The organism is Streptomyces sp. NPDC052299, assembly GCF_040679335.1.
Taxonomy (GTDB): Bacteria; Actinomycetota; Actinomycetes; order Streptomycetales; family Streptomycetaceae; genus Streptomyces.
Genome location: NZ_JBFAUP010000003.1, coordinates 1 through 16,756 on the forward strand (window position 1 = coordinate 1; position 16,756 = coordinate 16,756).

General features: G+C 73.6%; 16 protein-coding genes and 1 pseudogene. 5 read left to right on the forward strand and 12 right to left on the reverse strand.

Going from position 1 to position 16,756, the window contains the following annotated elements; genetic code table 11:
• Window positions 1–249 (forward strand): annotated as a pseudogene (locus tag AB0L33_RS05545) (coagulation factor 5/8 type domain-containing protein); the annotation flags it as partial.
• A gap of 86 nt (window positions 250–335) precedes the next feature.
• Here AB0L33_RS05545 and AB0L33_RS05550 read toward each other — a convergent pair.
• Entirely contained in the window at window positions 336–908 is a 573-nt protein-coding gene (locus AB0L33_RS05550) for a helix-turn-helix domain-containing protein (protein WP_365677939.1), read from the reverse strand.
• 120 nt (window positions 909–1,028) lie between these two features.
• Between AB0L33_RS05550 and AB0L33_RS05555 the strand changes: the two genes are divergently transcribed.
• Window positions 1,029–1,958 carry an SDR family oxidoreductase gene (locus AB0L33_RS05555; protein WP_365677941.1) on the forward strand — a complete coding sequence of 310 codons (930 nt, stop codon included), beginning with the start codon at window positions 1,029–1,031 and terminating at the stop codon, window positions 1,956–1,958.
• 59 nt (window positions 1,959–2,017) lie between these two features.
• Here the strand turns inward: AB0L33_RS05555 and AB0L33_RS05560 are convergent, their stop codons facing one another.
• Window positions 2,018–2,866 (reverse strand): ABC transporter permease, encoded by an 849-nt coding sequence (locus AB0L33_RS05560; RefSeq protein ID WP_365677943.1) that lies wholly within the window; start codon window positions 2,864–2,866, stop codon window positions 2,018–2,020.
• On the reverse strand, window positions 2,863–3,771 hold the full coding sequence (locus AB0L33_RS05565; RefSeq protein ID WP_365677945.1) for an ABC transporter ATP-binding protein: 909 nt from the start codon (window positions 3,769–3,771) through the stop codon (window positions 2,863–2,865). Before AB0L33_RS05565 ends, AB0L33_RS05560 begins: the two co-directional genes overlap by 4 nt.
• Window positions 3,772–3,904: 133 nt before the next feature.
• Between AB0L33_RS05565 and AB0L33_RS05570 the strand changes: the two genes are divergently transcribed.
• Both AB0L33_RS05570 and AB0L33_RS05575 read left to right on the forward strand, forming a co-directional pair.
• Complete coding sequence (locus AB0L33_RS05570) at window positions 3,905–5,188, forward strand: sensor histidine kinase (protein WP_365677947.1); 1,284 nt, start codon at window positions 3,905–3,907, stop codon at window positions 5,186–5,188.
• Window positions 5,185–5,877: a response regulator transcription factor gene (locus tag AB0L33_RS05575; protein WP_365677949.1), complete on the forward strand. Its 693-nt coding sequence runs from the start codon at window positions 5,185–5,187 to the stop codon at window positions 5,875–5,877. Before AB0L33_RS05570 ends, AB0L33_RS05575 begins: the two co-directional genes overlap by 4 nt.
• A 39-nt stretch (window positions 5,878–5,916) precedes the next feature.
• Here the strand turns inward: AB0L33_RS05575 and AB0L33_RS05580 are convergent, their stop codons facing one another.
• From AB0L33_RS05580 to AB0L33_RS05615, 8 genes are all read right to left on the reverse strand, one after another.
• Window positions 5,917–6,528: a response regulator transcription factor gene (locus AB0L33_RS05580; RefSeq protein WP_365677951.1), complete on the reverse strand. Its 612-nt coding sequence runs from the start codon at window positions 6,526–6,528 to the stop codon at window positions 5,917–5,919.
• The gene (locus AB0L33_RS05585; protein WP_365677953.1) at window positions 6,525–7,703 is read right to left on the reverse strand and encodes a sensor histidine kinase; all 1,179 of its coding nucleotides are present in this window, start codon (window positions 7,701–7,703) and stop codon (window positions 6,525–6,527) included. Before AB0L33_RS05585 ends, AB0L33_RS05580 begins: the two co-directional genes overlap by 4 nt.
• The gene (locus AB0L33_RS05590; RefSeq protein ID WP_365677955.1) at window positions 7,700–8,440 is read right to left on the reverse strand and encodes an ABC transporter permease; all 741 of its coding nucleotides are present in this window, start codon (window positions 8,438–8,440) and stop codon (window positions 7,700–7,702) included. The genes AB0L33_RS05585 and AB0L33_RS05590 overlap by 4 nt, the downstream gene beginning before the upstream one ends.
• A complete protein-coding gene (locus AB0L33_RS05595; RefSeq protein ID WP_365677957.1) occupies window positions 8,437–9,372 on the reverse strand; it encodes an ABC transporter ATP-binding protein in 936 nt (311 codons plus the stop codon). The genes AB0L33_RS05590 and AB0L33_RS05595 overlap by 4 nt, the downstream gene beginning before the upstream one ends.
• Window positions 9,373–9,544: 172 nt before the next feature.
• The gene (locus tag AB0L33_RS05600) at window positions 9,545–11,317 is read right to left on the reverse strand and encodes a hypothetical protein (RefSeq protein WP_365677959.1); all 1,773 of its coding nucleotides are present in this window, start codon (window positions 11,315–11,317) and stop codon (window positions 9,545–9,547) included.
• A 419-nt stretch (window positions 11,318–11,736) separates the two neighbouring features.
• Complete coding sequence (locus AB0L33_RS05605; protein WP_365678643.1) at window positions 11,737–12,132, reverse strand: DUF6113 family protein; 396 nt, start codon at window positions 12,130–12,132, stop codon at window positions 11,737–11,739.
• 56 nt (window positions 12,133–12,188) lie between these two features.
• Window positions 12,189–13,088, reverse strand: a complete 900-nt coding sequence (gene mshB / locus AB0L33_RS05610; RefSeq protein WP_365677961.1) for an N-acetyl-1-D-myo-inositol-2-amino-2-deoxy-alpha-D-glucopyranoside deacetylase — start codon at window positions 13,086–13,088, stop codon at window positions 12,189–12,191.
• A 51-nt stretch (window positions 13,089–13,139) separates the two neighbouring features.
• Window positions 13,140–13,334: a hypothetical protein gene (locus AB0L33_RS05615; RefSeq protein ID WP_365677963.1), complete on the reverse strand. Its 195-nt coding sequence runs from the start codon at window positions 13,332–13,334 to the stop codon at window positions 13,140–13,142.
• Between the two features lie 164 nt (window positions 13,335–13,498).
• Between AB0L33_RS05615 and AB0L33_RS05620 the strand changes: the two genes are divergently transcribed.
• A complete protein-coding gene (locus AB0L33_RS05620; protein ID WP_365677965.1) occupies window positions 13,499–15,625 on the forward strand; it encodes an alpha/beta fold hydrolase in 2,127 nt (708 codons plus the stop codon).
• A gap of 1 nt (window position 15,626) precedes the next feature.
• On the opposite strand, the gene AB0L33_RS05625 is transcribed toward AB0L33_RS05620, so the two are convergent.
• Window positions 15,627–16,688, reverse strand: coding sequence for a hypothetical protein (locus AB0L33_RS05625; RefSeq protein ID WP_365677967.1), 1,062 nt, complete (start codon window positions 16,686–16,688; stop codon window positions 15,627–15,629).
• Between the last annotated feature and the right edge of the window lie 68 nt (window positions 16,689–16,756).

A 16,756-nucleotide genomic window follows, 5' to 3' on the forward strand; every position in this document is an offset into this window, starting at 1 on the left:
TACAAGGTGGACGACTCGGTCAACACCCACGAGGGCTGGGGACTCGGCAGCTACTGCTACTTCAACGTCGACCCCAGCATCCGCCAGGACCACGGTTTCGAGGCTCCGGTCAAGGCCGGTGTGAAGTTCCACGACCTGCTCGTCGTCTCGCTCGGCGGCCAGGGCCAGTACAACCACGTCATCAACGACACCGGGGCCCCGACCTCGGGTACGGAGACGGTCCCGTCACAGGTGGTGTCGTTCCCGTAGACCGCCGGCGGTACGGGACTCCGGTCGCCGGAGTCCTCCGCCGGGACGCCCGCCCCGTCGCTTCCGGCGGGGCGGGCGTCTGCGTGTCAGGGGCGGCCGCCCGCCATCAGGGATTCGAGTCCGGCGAGCCCCTCCAGGACGAACGCGCCCAGGCCGCGCGCCCCGATGGTGTCGACCCAGCGCACGAAGGCGACCTTGAAGACGGCGATCCCCGCCTCGGCCGCCAGACTCGCCGCCGGTTCGCTGACGCCGCGGGCCCGCAGGGCCTCCCCCATCGCAGCGGCGAGCGACGCCAGCTTGACCAGCTCGCGTTCCTGGAGCTCCGCGTTGGCCGCGATGATCCGCTGCCGTTGCCTGGCCTGCGGGTGCCGCTCGTCCAGCACGGCCGCGGCGGCCTGGAGCCCCGCCGCCACCGCGTCGATCGGGGGCGCGGACGGCGGCGCCCCGGCGAGGCCGCCGACCAGGCGTTCCTGCAACAGGGCGGAGCCCGCGAACAGCACCTCGCGCTTGTCCGCGTAGTGCCGGAAGAACGTGCGTTCCGTGAGCCCGGCCCGCTTGGCGATCTCGGTCACGGTCGTCTGCTCGTAGCCCCGCTCGGCATAGAGCTCCATGGCTGCCTGTTCCAGCCTGCCGCGCGCGTTCGGCTCCCATCGACCCATGCGGCGAGTCTATGGGATGACAGTCACTGACATCAGAGGTAGGCTGATGACAGTCGCTGACATCAGGGGTCCGGCAGCGTTCCCGCCGCCCGGATCGTCAGCCCGTTCAGGAGGTTCCTCATGCGTGTATTCATCACCGGCGCGTCCGGCTGGATCGGTTCCGCGGTCGTCCCCGAGCTCATCGGGGCCGGTCACCAGGTCGTCGGGCTCGCCCGTTCGGACGCCTCGGCCGAGGCGCTGGCCGCCGCGGGTGCCGAGGTGCGGCGCGGATCGCTGGACGACCTGGACGTGCTGCGCGAGGCCGCCGCCGACGCGGAGGGGGTGCTCCACCTCGCGTTCAAGCACGACATCGCGTTCTCCGGGGACTTCCAGGGCGCCACCGACGCGGACCGGAAGGCCATCGACGCCTTCGGGGACGCGCTCGCCGGCTCCGGCAAGCCCTTCGTCATCGCGTCCGGGCTCCTCGGGCTGGCCCCCGGCCGGGTCGCCACCGAGGAGGACGGGCAGGCCGCCGACCCGGACGCGCCCACCGGCGGTCCCACCGGCCGCCAGGACAACGCGCGGGCGACGATCGCCCTCGCCTCCCGCGACGTCCGCTCGTCCGTCGTCCGGCTGCCCCCGACGGTCCACGGCGACGGGGACCAGGGCTTCGTGGCCGGCCTCATCGCCGCCGCCCGCGCCAAGGGCGTCTCCGGCTACGTCGGCGACGGCTCCCAGCGCTGGCCGGCCGCCCACCGCACGGACGCCGCCCACCTGTTCCGGCTGGCCCTCGAAGACGCCCCCGCCGGCTCCACGCTGCACGCGGCGGCCGAGGAGGGCGTCGTGCTGCAGTCCGTCGCCGAGACCATCGGCCGTCACCTCGGCGTCCCCACGGCCTCCGTCGCCCCCGAGGACGCGCCCGGCCACTTCGGCTGGCTGGCCGGCATGGTGAGCCTGGACTCGCCCGCCTCCAGCGCCCGGACCCGGGAACGCCTCGGCTGGAAGCCGGCCGGGCCCGGGCTCATCGACGACCTGGACGAGGGGCACTACTTCGGCGCGCCGGGAGCGTGACGCCCAGGGGGTGTCCGACCGGCCCCGACCGGCAGGACGCCCCCTGGCAACCGTCGTCCTCACTGATCGCGGCGGTGCACCGCGCACACCGCCACGGCCGCCGCGACCAGCGCCCACAGGACGTAGACGGCCCATGCTCCCGCCTCCGACCAGGGGTAGAGCTCGGCCGGGGTCCGCGGAAGCGCACCGCCCGCCAGGCGTTCCCAGGCGCTGTACGGCAGGGTGTGCCGGAGCACCGCCGTCAGGTGGCGGCGGTCGCTGAGGACCATGGGGAGCAGGAGCAGCACCACCACGCACGCCACGACCGACGTTCCCGTGTGCCGGACCACCGTGCCCAGCGCGAAGCCCGTGAGCGCGGCGACCGGGGCGAGCAGAGCGGAGGCGGCGAGGACCTGGAACGTTCCCGGGTCGCCGAGGGCCACCTCGGCGCCGCGTCCGGACAGGATCGCCCAGGTCGAGGCGAAGGAGACGGCGGCGACGAGCACGCCGAAGGCCGTCGCGACGGCGGCGAGGACAAGGGCCTTGGCGGCCATCACCGAGCGCCGGGCCGGCACGGCGGCGAAGGTCGTGCGGATCAGCCCGGTCGCGTACTCGCCGGTGACCGACACGGCCCCGATCGCGGCGAGCGCCAGGACCAGCACCAGGGCGGAATTGTTGGTGAAGGCGTCGACCAGCGCCAGGCGGTGGCTGACGAAGAACTCCTGGCTGCCCTTGTCGTACTGGTACCAGTACTTGTAGTGGTCGTAGGCCGTACCGGCGTTGAACGCGACGACGGCCAGTGCGGCGACTGCGTACAGCCAGGGCGTCGAGCGCAGCGACCACGTCTTCAGCCACTCGGCGGCGATCAGGTCGGTGAAGCGCACGCGGGCCTCGACGCGCGTGACGGGGGCGGCGGTGGCGGTGGTCATCGGGGGTCTCCTGCCGGGTACTGGACGCTGTCCGCGGTGATTTCCATGAACGCCTGCTCCAGCGAGGCGCCGGGCGTGGTCAGTTCGTGGAGCAGGACCCGGTGGCGCAGGGCGAGTTCGCCGACGCGCTCGGCGGGGAGCCCGGTCACGACGAGCCGGTCGCCGTCCCCGGCCACCGAGGCGCCTTCGGCGGTCAGCAGCGACGTCAGGTCCGCCGCGTCCGGAGTGCGTACGGTGACGCTGCGGCGGGTGGAGCGGGCGGCGAACGCGCTCAGGCTCTCGGCGGCGATGAGCGCGCCGCGCCCGATGACGACGAGCCGGTCGGCGGTGTGCTCCATCTCGGACATCAGGTGGCTGGAGACGAAGACGGTACGGCCCTCGGCGGCGAGCCGGCGGAAGAGTCCGCGCACCCACAGCACGCCTTCCGGGTCGAGGCCGTTGAGCGGTTCGTCGAAGAGCAGGACGGGCGGGTCGCCGAGCAGGGCCGTGGCGATGCCGAGGCGCTGGCGCATCCCGAGCGAGAAGCCGCCGACGCGGCGGCGGGCCGCTGCCGCGAGGCCCACCTCTTCGAGGACCCGGTCGACCCGGGCGCGGGGGATGCCGTTGCTCCGGGCCAGCACGGCGAGGTGGGCGCGGGCGGTGCGGCCGCCGTGGACGTCGCCCGCGTCGAGCAGGGCGCCGACGTGGCGCAGTCCGCGCGGGTGGTCGCGGAAGCGGCGGCCCCCGACGGTGACCGTTCCGGCGGTCGGCTCCACCAGGCCGAGGAGCATGCGCAGGGTGGTGGTCTTGCCGGCCCCGTTGGGCCCGAGGAAGCCGGTCACCTCGCCCGGCCGGACGGTGAAGGTCAGGTCGTCCACGGCGGTGGCGCCGCCGTATCGCTTGGTCAGTCCGTTGGCTTCGATCACGGGTCCCACCCTGCTCGGCGGGGCCGTGCCGTGTCGTCGGGCCGTCGCTGACATCCGGGCGGCCCGGAGTGCACCCGTGGGTGTACAACCGTGGGCCGATGCGCGGGGGTTCGGCTCTGGTTACGCTCGGCGCATGTCCAACTCACCGGTCCTTCCCCTGCTCAAGCGCGTCCCACCGGGCGCGTGGGTGGCGACCGCGTGGTTCGCGGGCATGGTGCTCACCCTCCTCACGCGGGTCCGGCTGCCCGGCGAGGAGCAGGCGTCCGTCCTGCCCGGGGTCCTCTTCTACCGCTGGGACGGCCTGCTGACCCACCTGTTGTCCACGGCGCTGCTCCTGGCCGGCTGCCGGTGGCTCACCCGTCGCCCGCTGGGCGCCATGGCGGTGCTGCTCGCCGCCTCCGCGCTCGCCACGATGCCGCTCGGAGTGGCGGAGATCCCGCTGACCCAGTTCCTGGCCGTCGATGTCGCCCTGTACTTCACGGCCGCCGCCCGCCCGCTGCGCACGGGTGTCCTCGCCCTCGTCCTGTCGGTCCTCGTCCTGGTGGCCTACGTGAGCTACCGGGTGCTCGCGGGCTGGAGCGCCGGTACGTCGGCGGAGCTGGCCGTCGCCCTGACGGCCGTCGTCGCCTGGCTGGTGGGCCGCTCGGTGTACGAGAGCCGCAAGCACGACGCGGACCTGAGAGCCAGGGCCACGGACCGGGCGCTCGTCGCCGAACGGCTGCGCATCGCCCGCGAGATGCACGACATGGTGGCCCACAGCGTCGGCATCATCGCCCTCCAGGCGGGCGCTGCGGCCAGGGTCGTGCACACCCAGCCGGACGCCGCGCGGGAGGCGATGAGCGCGGTGGAGGCAGCCGGCCGGGAGACGTTGTCGGGGCTGCGGCGGATGCTGGGCGCGCTGCGGGAGACCGGGCCCGGCCAGGACGCGGCGGAGCACGAGGACGCGCCGCTGCGGCCCGCCGAGTCCCTGGCCGACATCGACCGGCTCGCCCGGACCACGACCGCCGCCGGGGTGCGGGTCGAGGTGGACTGGCGGGGGGTACGGCGCGCGCTGCCACCGGAGTTGGAGCTGTCGGCGTTCCGGATCGTCCAGGAGTCGGTGACCAACGTGGTGCGCCACGCGGAGACCGACGCCTGCCGGGTCCGCGTCGAGTACGGCGTCGAGGAGCTGGCCATCGAGATCACGGACCGGGGCCGGGGCGCGCGGCGCGACGCGGGGCGCGGCACGGCCCCCGGGTTCGGCCTGGTCGGCATGCGGGAGCGGGTGGCCCTGCTGCACGGCGAGTTCAGCGCCGCCCCGGCCCCCGGCGGAGGCTTCCGGGTCACCGCCCGCCTCCCGGTGCCGGCGCCGGAGCGTGCCCGGGGGGCGACAGCCGCGCCGCCGGAGCCGGAGCCGGTCCGGGGGGTGGCGGGATGAGCGGCGGGACGGGCGGCGGGCAGCCCGACGTGCCCGTGCGCGTCGTGCTCGCGGACGACCAGCCGCTGGTGCGGACCGCGCTGCGCATGGTCATGGCGGACACCCCGGACATCGAGGTGGTCGGCGAGGCGGGGACGGGCGAGGAGGCGGTCCGGCTGGCCGAGCGGCTGGCCCCCGATGTCGTGGTGATGGACATCCGGATGCCCGGCATGGACGGCATCGAGGCCACCGAGCGCATCACGGCACAGTGCGGCGGGACGCACGTGGTGGTTCTGACGACGTTCGACGACGACGATTACGTGTACGGGGCGCTGCGCGCCGGGGCGGCCGGATTCCTGGTCAAGGACATGGCGCTGGACGACATCCTGGCGGCGGTCCGGGTGGTGGCCTCGGGTGACGCCCTCATCGCGCCGGGCGTCACCCGACGGCTGATCAAGGAGTTCGCGGCCCGGCCCTCGCCCGCCGCACCGGCCCCGGCGCCGCTGACCGCGATCACCGACCGGGAGCGGGAGGTGCTGGTGCTCGTCGGCGGCGGGCTCTCGAACGCGGAGATCGCCGAGCGCCTGGTCATCAGCGTCGCCACGGCGAAGACGTATCTCACCCGCCTGCTCGCCAAGCTGGGGGCGCGGGACCGGGTGCAGCTCGTCATCATCGCGTACGAGGCGGGGCTGGTGTCCCCGGGACGGTGACGGCGGGGGGGCGGCGACGGCCCGGACCGGGACGCCCCCCTACAGCCAGCCCTTCTCCCGCGCCACCCGGACCGCCTCGGCTCGGTTGCGGGCGGCCAGTTTCTGGATCGCCATGGAGAGGTAGTTGCGGACGGTGCCCTGGGAGAGGTGGAGGGCGGTGGCGATCTCCGCGTTGGTCGAGCCGTCCGCTGCGGTGCGCAGGACCTCGCGTTCGCGGTCGGTCAGCGGGTTGGCGCCGTCGGCGAGGGCGGCGGCCGCGAGACCGGGATCGATGACGCGTTCGCCGGCGAGCACCTTGCGTACCGCTTCCGCCAGTTGGGAGGCGGGGGCGTCCTTGACCAGGAAGGCGTCGGCGCCGGCCTCCATGGCGCGGCGCAGATAGCCGGGCCGGCCGAAGGTCGTGACGACCACGACCTTCACGTCCGGGAGGGCGTCGCGGAGCCGGGCCGTCGCCTCGATCCCGGTCATCCCGGGCATCTCGATGTCCAGGAGCGCCACGTCGACGCCGTGCTCCCGGGCGACCGCCAGGACCTCGTCGCCGCGGGCGACCTGGGCGACCACCTCGATGTCCGGTTCCAGGCCGAGGAGCGCCGCCAGGGCCTCGCGCACCATGGACTGGTCCTCCGCGAGGAGAAGTCTGATCATGCTCATTCCGCGGATCCTAGGCCGGATTCGAACGGAACGCTGAGGACCATGGTGAAGCCTTTGCCCGAACGGGGCTGGGTGGCCCGGGTGGTGAGGGTGCCGTCCACCGAGGCCAGGCGTTCGGTGAGGCCGGTGAGGCCGTTGCCGGGCGTGGTGCCGGCGGCGCCCCGGCCGTCGTCGGCGACGGTGAGTTCGAGCACCCGCCCGTCCAGCGTCTGGCGGGGCGTCAGGGTCACCGTGCAGCGGTGCGCACCGCTGTGGCGCACGACATTGGTGACCGCCTCCCGCAGCCCCCAGGCGAGCACTTCCTCCGCCTTCTCGGACAGCCCGTCGGGGACGTCGGCCGGGACGTCGGCGTCGACCCCCGCGGCGGCCAGCGCGGTGCGGGCGCCGGCCAGTTCGCCGGGGAGGGTCGGCCGGCGGTATCCGGTGACGGCACTGCGTACGTCCACCAGAGCCTGGCGGCTGACCTGTTCGATGTCCGCGACCTGGGCGGCCGCCAGTTCGGGCCGGTCGGGGAGCATCCGGCCGGCCAGCTCGCTCTTGAGGGTGATCAGCGAGAGGGAGTGGCCGAGCAGGTCGTGCAGGTCGCGGGCGAGGCGCAGGCGCTCCTCGTTGGCGGCGAGCTGCGCGACGGTGGCCCGTGCCTGGCGCAGCTCGATCGTGGTGCGGACCAGCTGCCGTACGCCGGTCATGGCGAAGCCGCCCAGCAGGGCCGGGAAGACCAGCGCGGTGACGGTCTCGCGTGGGTCCTCCAGGGTCGCCCCGACGCCCACCAGGACGGCGGTCACGACGGGGATCAGCCACCGCGCGGTCCGCATCGGCATCGTGGCCCCGGCCGACACCGCCACGTACACGAAGAGGACCAGCCAGGGCGTGCCGAACGTCAGCGACAGCAGGACCGCGACGGCCCCGAGGAAGGCGATCGAGGCCCGGACCCGGAAGGGGTCGAGCGCCTTCGACGTGTGCCGGAAGACCAGGACCAGGTAGGCGCCGACGAAGACCAGCAGCCCGAGGACGCCAAGCGCGGTCGCCCACGGGGTGTGGTTGCCGTCGGCGAGGTCCTTGACCGGCGCGCTCATGAAGGCGAGCCAGATGCCGATCCACAGCAGCTTGATCCCGGCCTGCCGGGCGGTCGCGGGCGGTCGCCCGAGACCCACCGACGTCTCGTCGTCGTTCACGCCTTCAACGTGTCCTTCCGGTAGAGCCAGGCCGCACCGCCCGCGAAGAGCAGGAAGTAGACCCCGAGGACGGCAACGTCCCTGGCGTGCGGCGCGCCGCCCATCTCGACGGCCTGGCCGAGTGCAGCGTACGCGTGCGTGGGAAGCCACTCGGAGATGTTCTGGAGCCACTGCGGGAAGGTCGCGCTGGGCATCCAGAGGCCGCCGAGGATGGAGAGCCCGAAGTAGATGATCATCGTGACCGGGCGGACCGCGTCCCCGCTGGTGAGGTAACCGATGGCGACGCCGAGCGCGGCGAAGACGAGGGAGCCGGCCCAGATGACGCCGGTCAGCGCGAACCACTGCCAGAGGTCGAAGCGGACGTGTTTGACCGAGGCGGCGACCAGGAAGACCACGACGATGCAGGGCAGGGTGACCATGGCGGCGCCGGCGATCTTCGCGAGGACGTAGCCCCGGCCGGGCAGCGCGGTCAGCCGCAGCTGGCGCACCCAGCCCTTCTCGCGCTCCTTGGCGATGCGCTCGCTGTTGCCCATCAGGACGGCGGTCAGGGCCCCGAAGGAGGCCATGGAGACCATGAAGAAGGACTGGAGGGTCAGATCGGTGTGCGGGATCGTGTCGGTGTCGTTCTGGGTGCCGGAGATCAGCAGGTAGATCACCGACGGGTAGATGACCGAGAAGAACATGAACTTCTTGTTCCGCAGGGTCCGGGTGACTTCGAGCCGGATCAGAGTGGTCACGAGTTCCTGGCCTCCTCGGCCTCGGTGATGGCGACGAAGGCCTGCTCCAGGCCGAGTCCGGCGACTTCCAGTTCGCGCGGGTAGAGGCCGAGGCCGTAGACCGCGTGGACGGTCGCGTCGGCGTTGTGGGACTGGATGCGCACCCGCCGGCCGTTGACGTCGAGCGAGGAGAGGAACGGCAGGGCGCGCAGGGCGGCCAGGTCGATCGCGCCCTCCAGCTCGAAGGAGATCCGGCGGGCCCCGGCCTTCGCCTTGATCTCGGCCGCGGTGCCGTCGGCGAGGAGGCGGCCCTTGTGCAGGACCAGGACGCGGTCCGCGATCGCGTCGGCCTCTTCCAGGTAGTGCGTGGCGAACAGGACGGTACGGCCCTGCTCGGCCTGCTCGCGCATGGTGGCCCAGAACGCCTGGCGGGCGGTGACGTCCATGCCGGTCGTCGGCTCGTCGAGGACGATGAGGTCGTTGGCGCCGGCGGTGGCGAGCGCGAACCGTACGCGCTGCTCCTGGCCGCCGGAGAGCTTGTTGACCATCCGGCCGGCGATGGACGCGATGCCCGCCCGGGCCAGCACGTCACCGACCGGGTGGGGGCGCGGGTGCAGGTCGCAGGCCAGCCGGACCAGTTCCTCGACGGTGACGTCCTCCATCAGGCCGCCGCTCTGCAGCATGGCGCCGACCCGGCCGGCCCTGATGGCCTCCTGGGGGGTGGTGCCGAAGAGGCTGACGGTGCCGGAGTCGGCGGTGCGCAGGCCGAGGAGCAGGTCGAGGGTGGAGGACTTGCCCGCACCGTTGGGGCCGAGGAGGGCCACGGTCTCGCCGGGGTGCAGGTCCAGGGTGAGCCCGTCGACGGCGCGCACGTCCCCGTAGACCTTGCTGACCCGGTCGAAGCTGACCACCGCGGTCCTCGTCGCGGTCGCTCCGGTGGCTGTCGTTGTCATGCGTCCAGGCTGGCGGACCGGGGGGTGCGCGCGGCAGGGTCAGCGGTCGTGAATCCGGGATGACAGATGTCATGTGCCGGGGGTGATGGACGTACGGGGCGGCCGGTGCCCGTCAACGCCGCCGCCCCCGGCCGGAATCCGGTCGGGGGCGGCGGGCCGTGGTGCGGGCGGGTCAGCCGTTGCCGTCGAGGTCGATCGTGACCGTGCGCTCGGCGGGGGTCTTCCCCGTCAGCGCGCCCTTCATGGCGTAGGCCACGTCGTCCGCGCTGAGCTGGTGCTTCTTGCCGTCACCCTTGGTGATCATGACGCCGTCGAAGACACCGGCGCAGAGCCGGTCGATGGCTTCCTTGTCGTAGACGTCGACCAGCTTCCCGTCGACCGCCTTCATCGACAGGATCTGCGGCAGGGACTTCGCCGGGCCGAACGGGATCTCCTTGCCACCGGCCCGGATGGTGATCAGGCCGGACATCGCGGGCTCCGCGAACTCCTTCATCGCCCGGTCCAGTTCGGCCTGGGTGATGGTGGGTTCCTTGGTGACCACGGGCAGTTCGACGGTCCGGGCGCTGCCGGTCTCGACCTGGGCGCGGTACGCGTCCCGGACGGAGCCCATCGACTTGTTGACGTCGATCGCCTTGCCGGGCTTGCCCGGTACGGCGATGGCCTTGCCCGGCTCGAACTTGATGGTGCCGTCCTTCACGGTGCCGGAGTCACCGGCCAGGTCCTGGAGCGCGACACCCAGCTTCTCCTCGTCCACCGGGAAGACCGGCTCGACGGTCCGCTCACCGCCGAAGAGCGAGCCGATGACGGAGACCGGGTTGTAGTCGCTGCCGGCCGCGGCGCGCACGGTGGCTTGGCTGTCCAGGGAGAGCCCGGCCTTGTCCGGGGCGAGCCGCGTCTCCTTGCCGTCCACGCTCAGCTTGAGCGGCGTCGCGGCGCGCTTGGCGAGCGCGGCGTCCAGCTTCTCGACGCCGTCCTCCTTGGTGCCGCCGCCGATGTCGACGCCGAGGACCGTGGTGCCCTTGGGGACGTCGGAGTGGTTCATCAGGAGTCCGGCGCCGTACGCGACACCGAGCAGGCAGACGACCGCCGCACCGAGCAGGACCAGCTTCGAGCGGCCCTTCTTGGCCGGGGCCGGCTTCGGCGCGGGCCGGGCCGCGGCGGCCGGCTTCGGCGCCGCGCTTCCCGGGCCGCCGGGGCCGCCGGGCCCGGTGCCCATCGGGTCGCCCGGGACGTTCCGGCCGCCGGGCACGACGGGGATGCCGCTGTTCAGGGTGTCACCCGAGACGTTGCCGCCGGGGCCGCCCGGGGGCGGGGCGAACTGCGGGGTGAGGATGGCGGTGTCGTCGGACATGCGCGGCGGCGCGGCGCCCTGCCCGGGGCCGCCCGGGTTCAGCGGACCGGGACCCGGCGGGAAGGGGCCGGGGCCGTCGAGGTCCGGGGTGAGCGGCGAACTGCCCGCGGCCGGGCCCGTGGTGGGGCCGGCCGGGCCGGGGGTGCGGACGCCCAGGTCGGGGGTGGAACGCGGACCGCCGGGCGCCTCCGGGGCGTCGTTCCGCGGCCCGTCCGAGAAGTACGGCAGGTCGGTACGGGGGCCGGAGGGCGGGGAGACCCGGCCGGGGCCGGTGGGGGCGCCGGGGCCGCTCGGAGCGCCGGCACCGCCGGGAGCCCCTGGCCCGCCGGCACCCGGTGCCGGGAAGCCCGCGCCGTCCGTGTCGCCGGGGCCGCCGTCCGTCGGGGGCTTCGCGGCCGCCGGGGGCTTGCGCGGGGCGAACCAGTCGCTGCCGCCGCTCTTCTCCTTGGCCGGCTTCCCGGACTCCGCCGCGGCCGCGTCCTCGCCGGACTCCGCGGCCGGCGCCTGGGGGGTCTGCGGTGCGCCGCCCGGCGCGGAGGCGCCCGGACGCGGGGTCGAGCCGGTGCGCTCGCCCTCGCCCTCGGCATCGCTCATGGGCGTACGCATGACAACGGGCGGGATGGGGCGCGAGCCCGGAATGTTGATCCGGATGCGCGTCGTCAGCGTCGTCTCGGTCTTCGGCTCATCGGGCCGGTCCGCGCCGCCGGGTTCCTGAAACCCTTCCGGGGCGTCCTGCGACGGGTGCGTCGACGGATACTGGCGGGATCCGTACGGCGGCGTACCCGAGGGGTACGCGGCTCCTCCGCGACCCTGGGGCCCGGAGGACGAACTGTCAGTTTCACGACTCAAAGCAGGTTCTCCCGATTGGCTCCGCCGCCCGTACTTCCCCCGTGCCACAGCCCGGGCGCGCGAACCACCATACTGGCCGCCGCCCGCACACACCCCGCCACCGGGGGAAACGACTGCGCACCCCCCGGACGTACAGGGGGCATCACGGGATCGGACGGAGCACATTACTTGGCAGGTCGGCCGCTTTCGGCCCGCTGCCCGGACGATCGCGGCATGGTGGCACAGATCACAGCGACGGCCATTCCACCCAGCATGAAGAGCCCGAGGCCGAGCGCGTCACCGAAGACATAGTCCCCTTCGGGGCGCCCACTGAGGAGAAAGACGACCGAAATCAGCCATCCCGCCGCGGGAGCCACGGCGCCCGGCTGGGTGCCCGTCAGCGTGCGCCCGCCGTGGAAGAGGCCGGCGGCTGCCGCCAGGGCGAGCAGCAGCCCACCCGGGAACCAGGCGGCCTGGACGAGCGTTCCGGCGATGCCCACGACGGCGCCGAGGACCGCGAGCCCGAACAGGGCGGCGATCCGGGCGGGGTTGAGGGGTGCGGCCAGACCGCTGGCCGGAATGTCCTTCTTCTGTGCGCCCGTCCGGTCGCCGCCCGCCCGCGCCCTGCTGCTGCCGCTCACCGGTCCGCCCCCGGCACTCCCGCGAAGAGGTCCCGTTCGCGTTCGCCCGCCGGAGCGCCGGGCGTGCCGTCGGCCAACTCGTAGTACTCCGTGGTGAACACCGGCTGCCCCAGGTCGTTCGACAGCGCGAAGTAGGGCCCCTGGACGGCGATCTGGGTGGCGTGCGCCCGCATCGCGGCCGTCTTCGCGCCCTCGTATCCGGTGCCGTCGATCACGGTGGTGATCCGGTCCTCGTCGACCACACCCGGTACGTCGCCGATCGCGGCGATCCCCGGGAAGGCGTCCGGGGCCTCGGCGCGCAGCGCGGCGAACCCCTCCTCGGCGACCGGGCGCGGCACCCGGTTCCAGTAGACCTTCGCGACGGTGTGCGCGGCGCCGGAGCCGGGCCGGTACGCGGCGTCGGCGGCCAGCTCCACGGCTCGGGTGGCGACCCGGTGGGCCTGGATGTGGTCGGGGTGGCCGTAGCCCCCGTCGGGGTCGTACGTCACCAGGACCTGGGGGCGCACCTCGCGGATGACGTCGACGAGGTGCCCGGCGGCCTCGTCCAGGTCGGCGGACCAGAAGGCGCCGGGGCGGTGATTCTGCTCGGCGCCCATCATCCCGGAGTCCCGGTAGCGGCCGGGGCCGCCGAGGAAGCGGTGGTCGGTGACGCCCAGCTCCTTCATGGCCGCCGCCAGCTCACCGAGGCGGTACGGGCCCAGGGCGTCGTCGCGGTCGGAGGCGAGACGGCCGAGCGCGGGCGGGATGATCTCGCCCTCCTCGCCGAGCGTGCAGGTCACCAGCGTGACCAGGGCGCCCTCGGCCGCGTACCTGGCCATGGTGGCGCCGTTGTTGATCGACTCGTCGTCCGGGTGCGCGTGCACCAGGAGCAGCCGCCGGGCGGGAAGGTCCGTCATGGCACCAGCCTACGATTCCCCGGGACGGCCGCCCGCCGACGGGTGACCCGCTCAGAACTTGATGCCGCCGATCATGCCCGCCACGTTCGTCGTCACCTCGGAGATGGTGGGTGCGATGGACGAACTGGCGAGATAGAAACCGAGCAGCGCGCAGACGACCGCATGTCCTCCCTTCAGTCCGGACTTCCGGATCAGCAGGAAGACGATGATCGCCAGCAGCACCACCGCCGAAATCGAGAGCGCCACGGCGGTTCACCTCCATCTGTACGGTCGGGACGGGCAGCACGCATGGAGCCAGCAGGTTCATACCCACCGAGCGCTACGGATCATAACTATCCGTGGCAACGCATTGTTCGGGTCACAGCAGCACGAGGGGCGCACGGACGAGCGCTGCCGATAGGTTCGGGCGCATGACTTCGTCAGAGATCACGTTTCCGCTCCAGCTGGCCAGGACCATGAGATTCACCCTCGGGGCACCGCGTGCGTTCACGGTGTCACCCGACGGTGGACGCGTGGTCTACCTGCGCTCGGGTTCGGGTACGGACCGCGCGGGGCAGCTCTGGGCACTGGACCTGAACGAGGGCTCCGAACCGCGAGAACGCCTGGTGGCCGACCCGCAGGCGCTGCTGGGCGGTGCACAGGAGCGTCTGTCGGCGCAGGAGCGCGCCCGGCGGGAGCGCAGCCGCGAGGGCTCCTCGGGAATCGTGGGATACGCCCTGGACGGAGCCGCGGAGTCGGCCGCGTTCGCGCTGTCGGGGAAGGTGTACGTCGCGGATCTGGGCGCCGGCACGGCGCGCGCGCTGCCCGTTCCCGGCCCGGTGATCGATCCGCGCCCTTCCCCGGACGGGCGACACGTCGCCTATGTGTCCAAGGGTGCCCTGCGCGTGGTCGGGGTGGACGGCGAGGCGGACCGGGCGCTCGCGGAGCCGGAGGACGCCCATGTCACGTACGGGCTGGCGGAGTTCATCGCGGCCGAGGAGATGAGCCGCAACCGGGGCTTCTGGTGGTCGCCGGACTCCGCCCGGCTGCTGGTGGCCCGGGTCGACGACGGCCCCGTGCGGCGCTGGTGGATCGCCGACCCCGCGCATCCCGAGCAGAAGCCGGCCGAGGTCGCGTACCCCGCGGCGGGCACGCCCAACGCGGTGGTCGGGCTCCATGTCGTGGACCTGGACGGCAAGCGCACCGAAGTGGTCTGGGACCGGGCCCGGTTCCCGTATCTGGCGCGGGTGCACTGGTCCTCGTACGGGGCTCCGCTGCTCCTCGTCCAGGCCCGGGACCAGCAGAGCCAGCTGTATCTGGCGGTGGACCCGGAGACCGGGGCGACCCGGACCGTGCACGTGGACGAGGACCCGGTCTGGCTGGAGCTGTTCCCCGGGGTGCCCGCGTGGGCGCCGGACGGGCGGCTCGTGCGGGTCACGGACGAGGGCGGGGCACGGCGGCTCGCGGTCGGCGACCGGACGCTGACCGGGGGCCAGTTGCACGTCCAGTCGGTGCTGGACATCGGGGACTCCGACGTCCTGGTGACGGCGTCGGCGGGCGAGGAGGCGGCCGCGCCGGAGACCGGCGAGACCCATGTCTACCGGGTCAACGAGCTGGGCGTGGAGCGGGTCTCCGAAGGCGTCGGCGTGCACACGGCGGTCCGGTCGGGCCGGGTGACGGTGCTGGTCTCGGCGACGCCGGAGCGGCCCGGGACGACGGCGCGGGTGCTGCGGGACGGCAAGGAGATCGCCGTCGTGGAGAGCCGTGCGGAGCGCCCGGTGCTGACCGCGCGGCCGGTGCTCACCGAAGGGGGCGCACGGCGGATTCCGTGCGCCGTGTTGCTCCCCACCGGGTACTCGGAGTCGGACGGTCCGCTTCCGGTCCTGATGGACCCGTACGGCGGACCGCACGGGCGCCGGGTCGTGGCCGCCCACAATCCGCATCTCACCTCGCAGTGGTTCGCGGACCAGGGCTTCGCGGTGGTCGTCGCGGACGGACGGGGGACGCCCGGCCGCTCACCGGCCTGGGAGAAGGCGGTCAAGGGCAATCTGGCCCTCAGCCTCGACGACCAGGTCGAGGCCCTGCACGCGCTCGCGGAGCGCTTCCCGCTGGACCTGGGCCGGGTGGCCGTCCGGGGCTGGTCGTTCGGCGGCTTCCTGGCCGGGCTGGCCGCGCTGCGACGGCCGGACGTCTTCCACGCGGCGGTCGTCGGCGCCCCGGTCACCGACCAGCGGCTCTACGACACCCACTACACCGAGCGCTACCTGGGCGACCCGGCACAGAGCCCCGAGGTGTACGCGTACAACTCGCTGCTCACCGACGAGGGGCTGTCGCACGCGGCCGAGCAGGTGTGCCCGATGATGATCATCCACGGCCTGGCGGACGACAACGTGGTCGCCGCGCACACCCTGCGGCTCTCCTCGGCCCTGCTCGCCGAGGGCCGCCCGCATGAGGTGCTGCCGCTGAGCGGGGTGACCCACATGACCCCGCAGGAGAAGGTGGCCGAGAACCTCCTGCTGCTCCAGGTCGACTTCCTGAAGCGGTCACTGGGCCTCTGAACTACCAGCCGGGCGGCGGCTGCGAGGGCGGCGGGGGCGGGCCGAAGCCGCCGCCGCCCTGCGGGTAGCCGTAGCCGGGCCCCTGCCCGGGATGCGGGGGCGTGGCCGGTGCGGGGCCCCAGCCCGGGCCGCCGCTGCCGGTCCAGGGGTCCTGGCCCGGGGCGCGGACCGGGCCGGGCACGGCGAGGGCGATGAGCGCGGCCACGGCGGCCAGCACCTGGAAGACCGTGCTGAGCAGGCTGAGCTGGAGCTCGGTGGACAACTGGTCGAAGTGCTGGAGCGTTTCGTAGTGGACCATCCGGACCACCCCGAACACCCCGCCGGGCAGCAGCACCGCCCCGGCGACCAGGCCGAACGGGCGCGCGTGCGGGGCCCGGGCCGCGGCGCTGATCCCGGCGGCCACGCACAGCAGGGCCAGCGTCACGGTGGCCCAGCCGGGCGGCGGCCCGGTCAGGTACTGCCCGATCCGGTCTCCGCCCACGTACCAGTCGGGGAAGAGCTCCGGAATCCGGACCAGCTGGCGGATCTCCCAGGCGATCAGCACGGCCCCGGCGGCGCACAGCACCAGGAAGGCCATCACGCCCGCGCCCGGGCCCGGACCGGTCGGCGTCCGCTCGTAGGAGTCGACGGGCGGACGGCGGCCCGCACCGGCGGTGATGATCATCGCGGCGGCCGCGGCGACGGCGACGAAGGCGCAGATCAGGGCCCGCGAGCGCAGGTCGTCGGAGTACGCGGACTCCATCCGGCGGGTGCCGATGGTCCAGAGGCCGGGAAGCCGCACGGCGAGGGTGACCACCCCGGCGACGACGAGCGCGGAGGCGGCGGACGCGGCACGCAGGGCTGCCACGGTGACGGCGACGTACACCACGAACAGGACGAGGTCCGTGCCCGAGGTGGTGGGGAGGGCCCGCGGGGGGGTCTCGTCGTACAACCCCGACCAGTACCGCCACAGTTGACCAAAACCTGTCGCGTCGACGTCCCGTATCAGCCAGCACGCGGTGATCACCGCGAGCACGGCGGACAGGACGGCTCCGGTGACTCTTGCTCCGCGGGTGAGTATCACACCGGTGATACTTCCGTGCGTCCGCCCTCCGGACAAGAGGGCCCGCACCGCCGCCCGTACGGCGACCG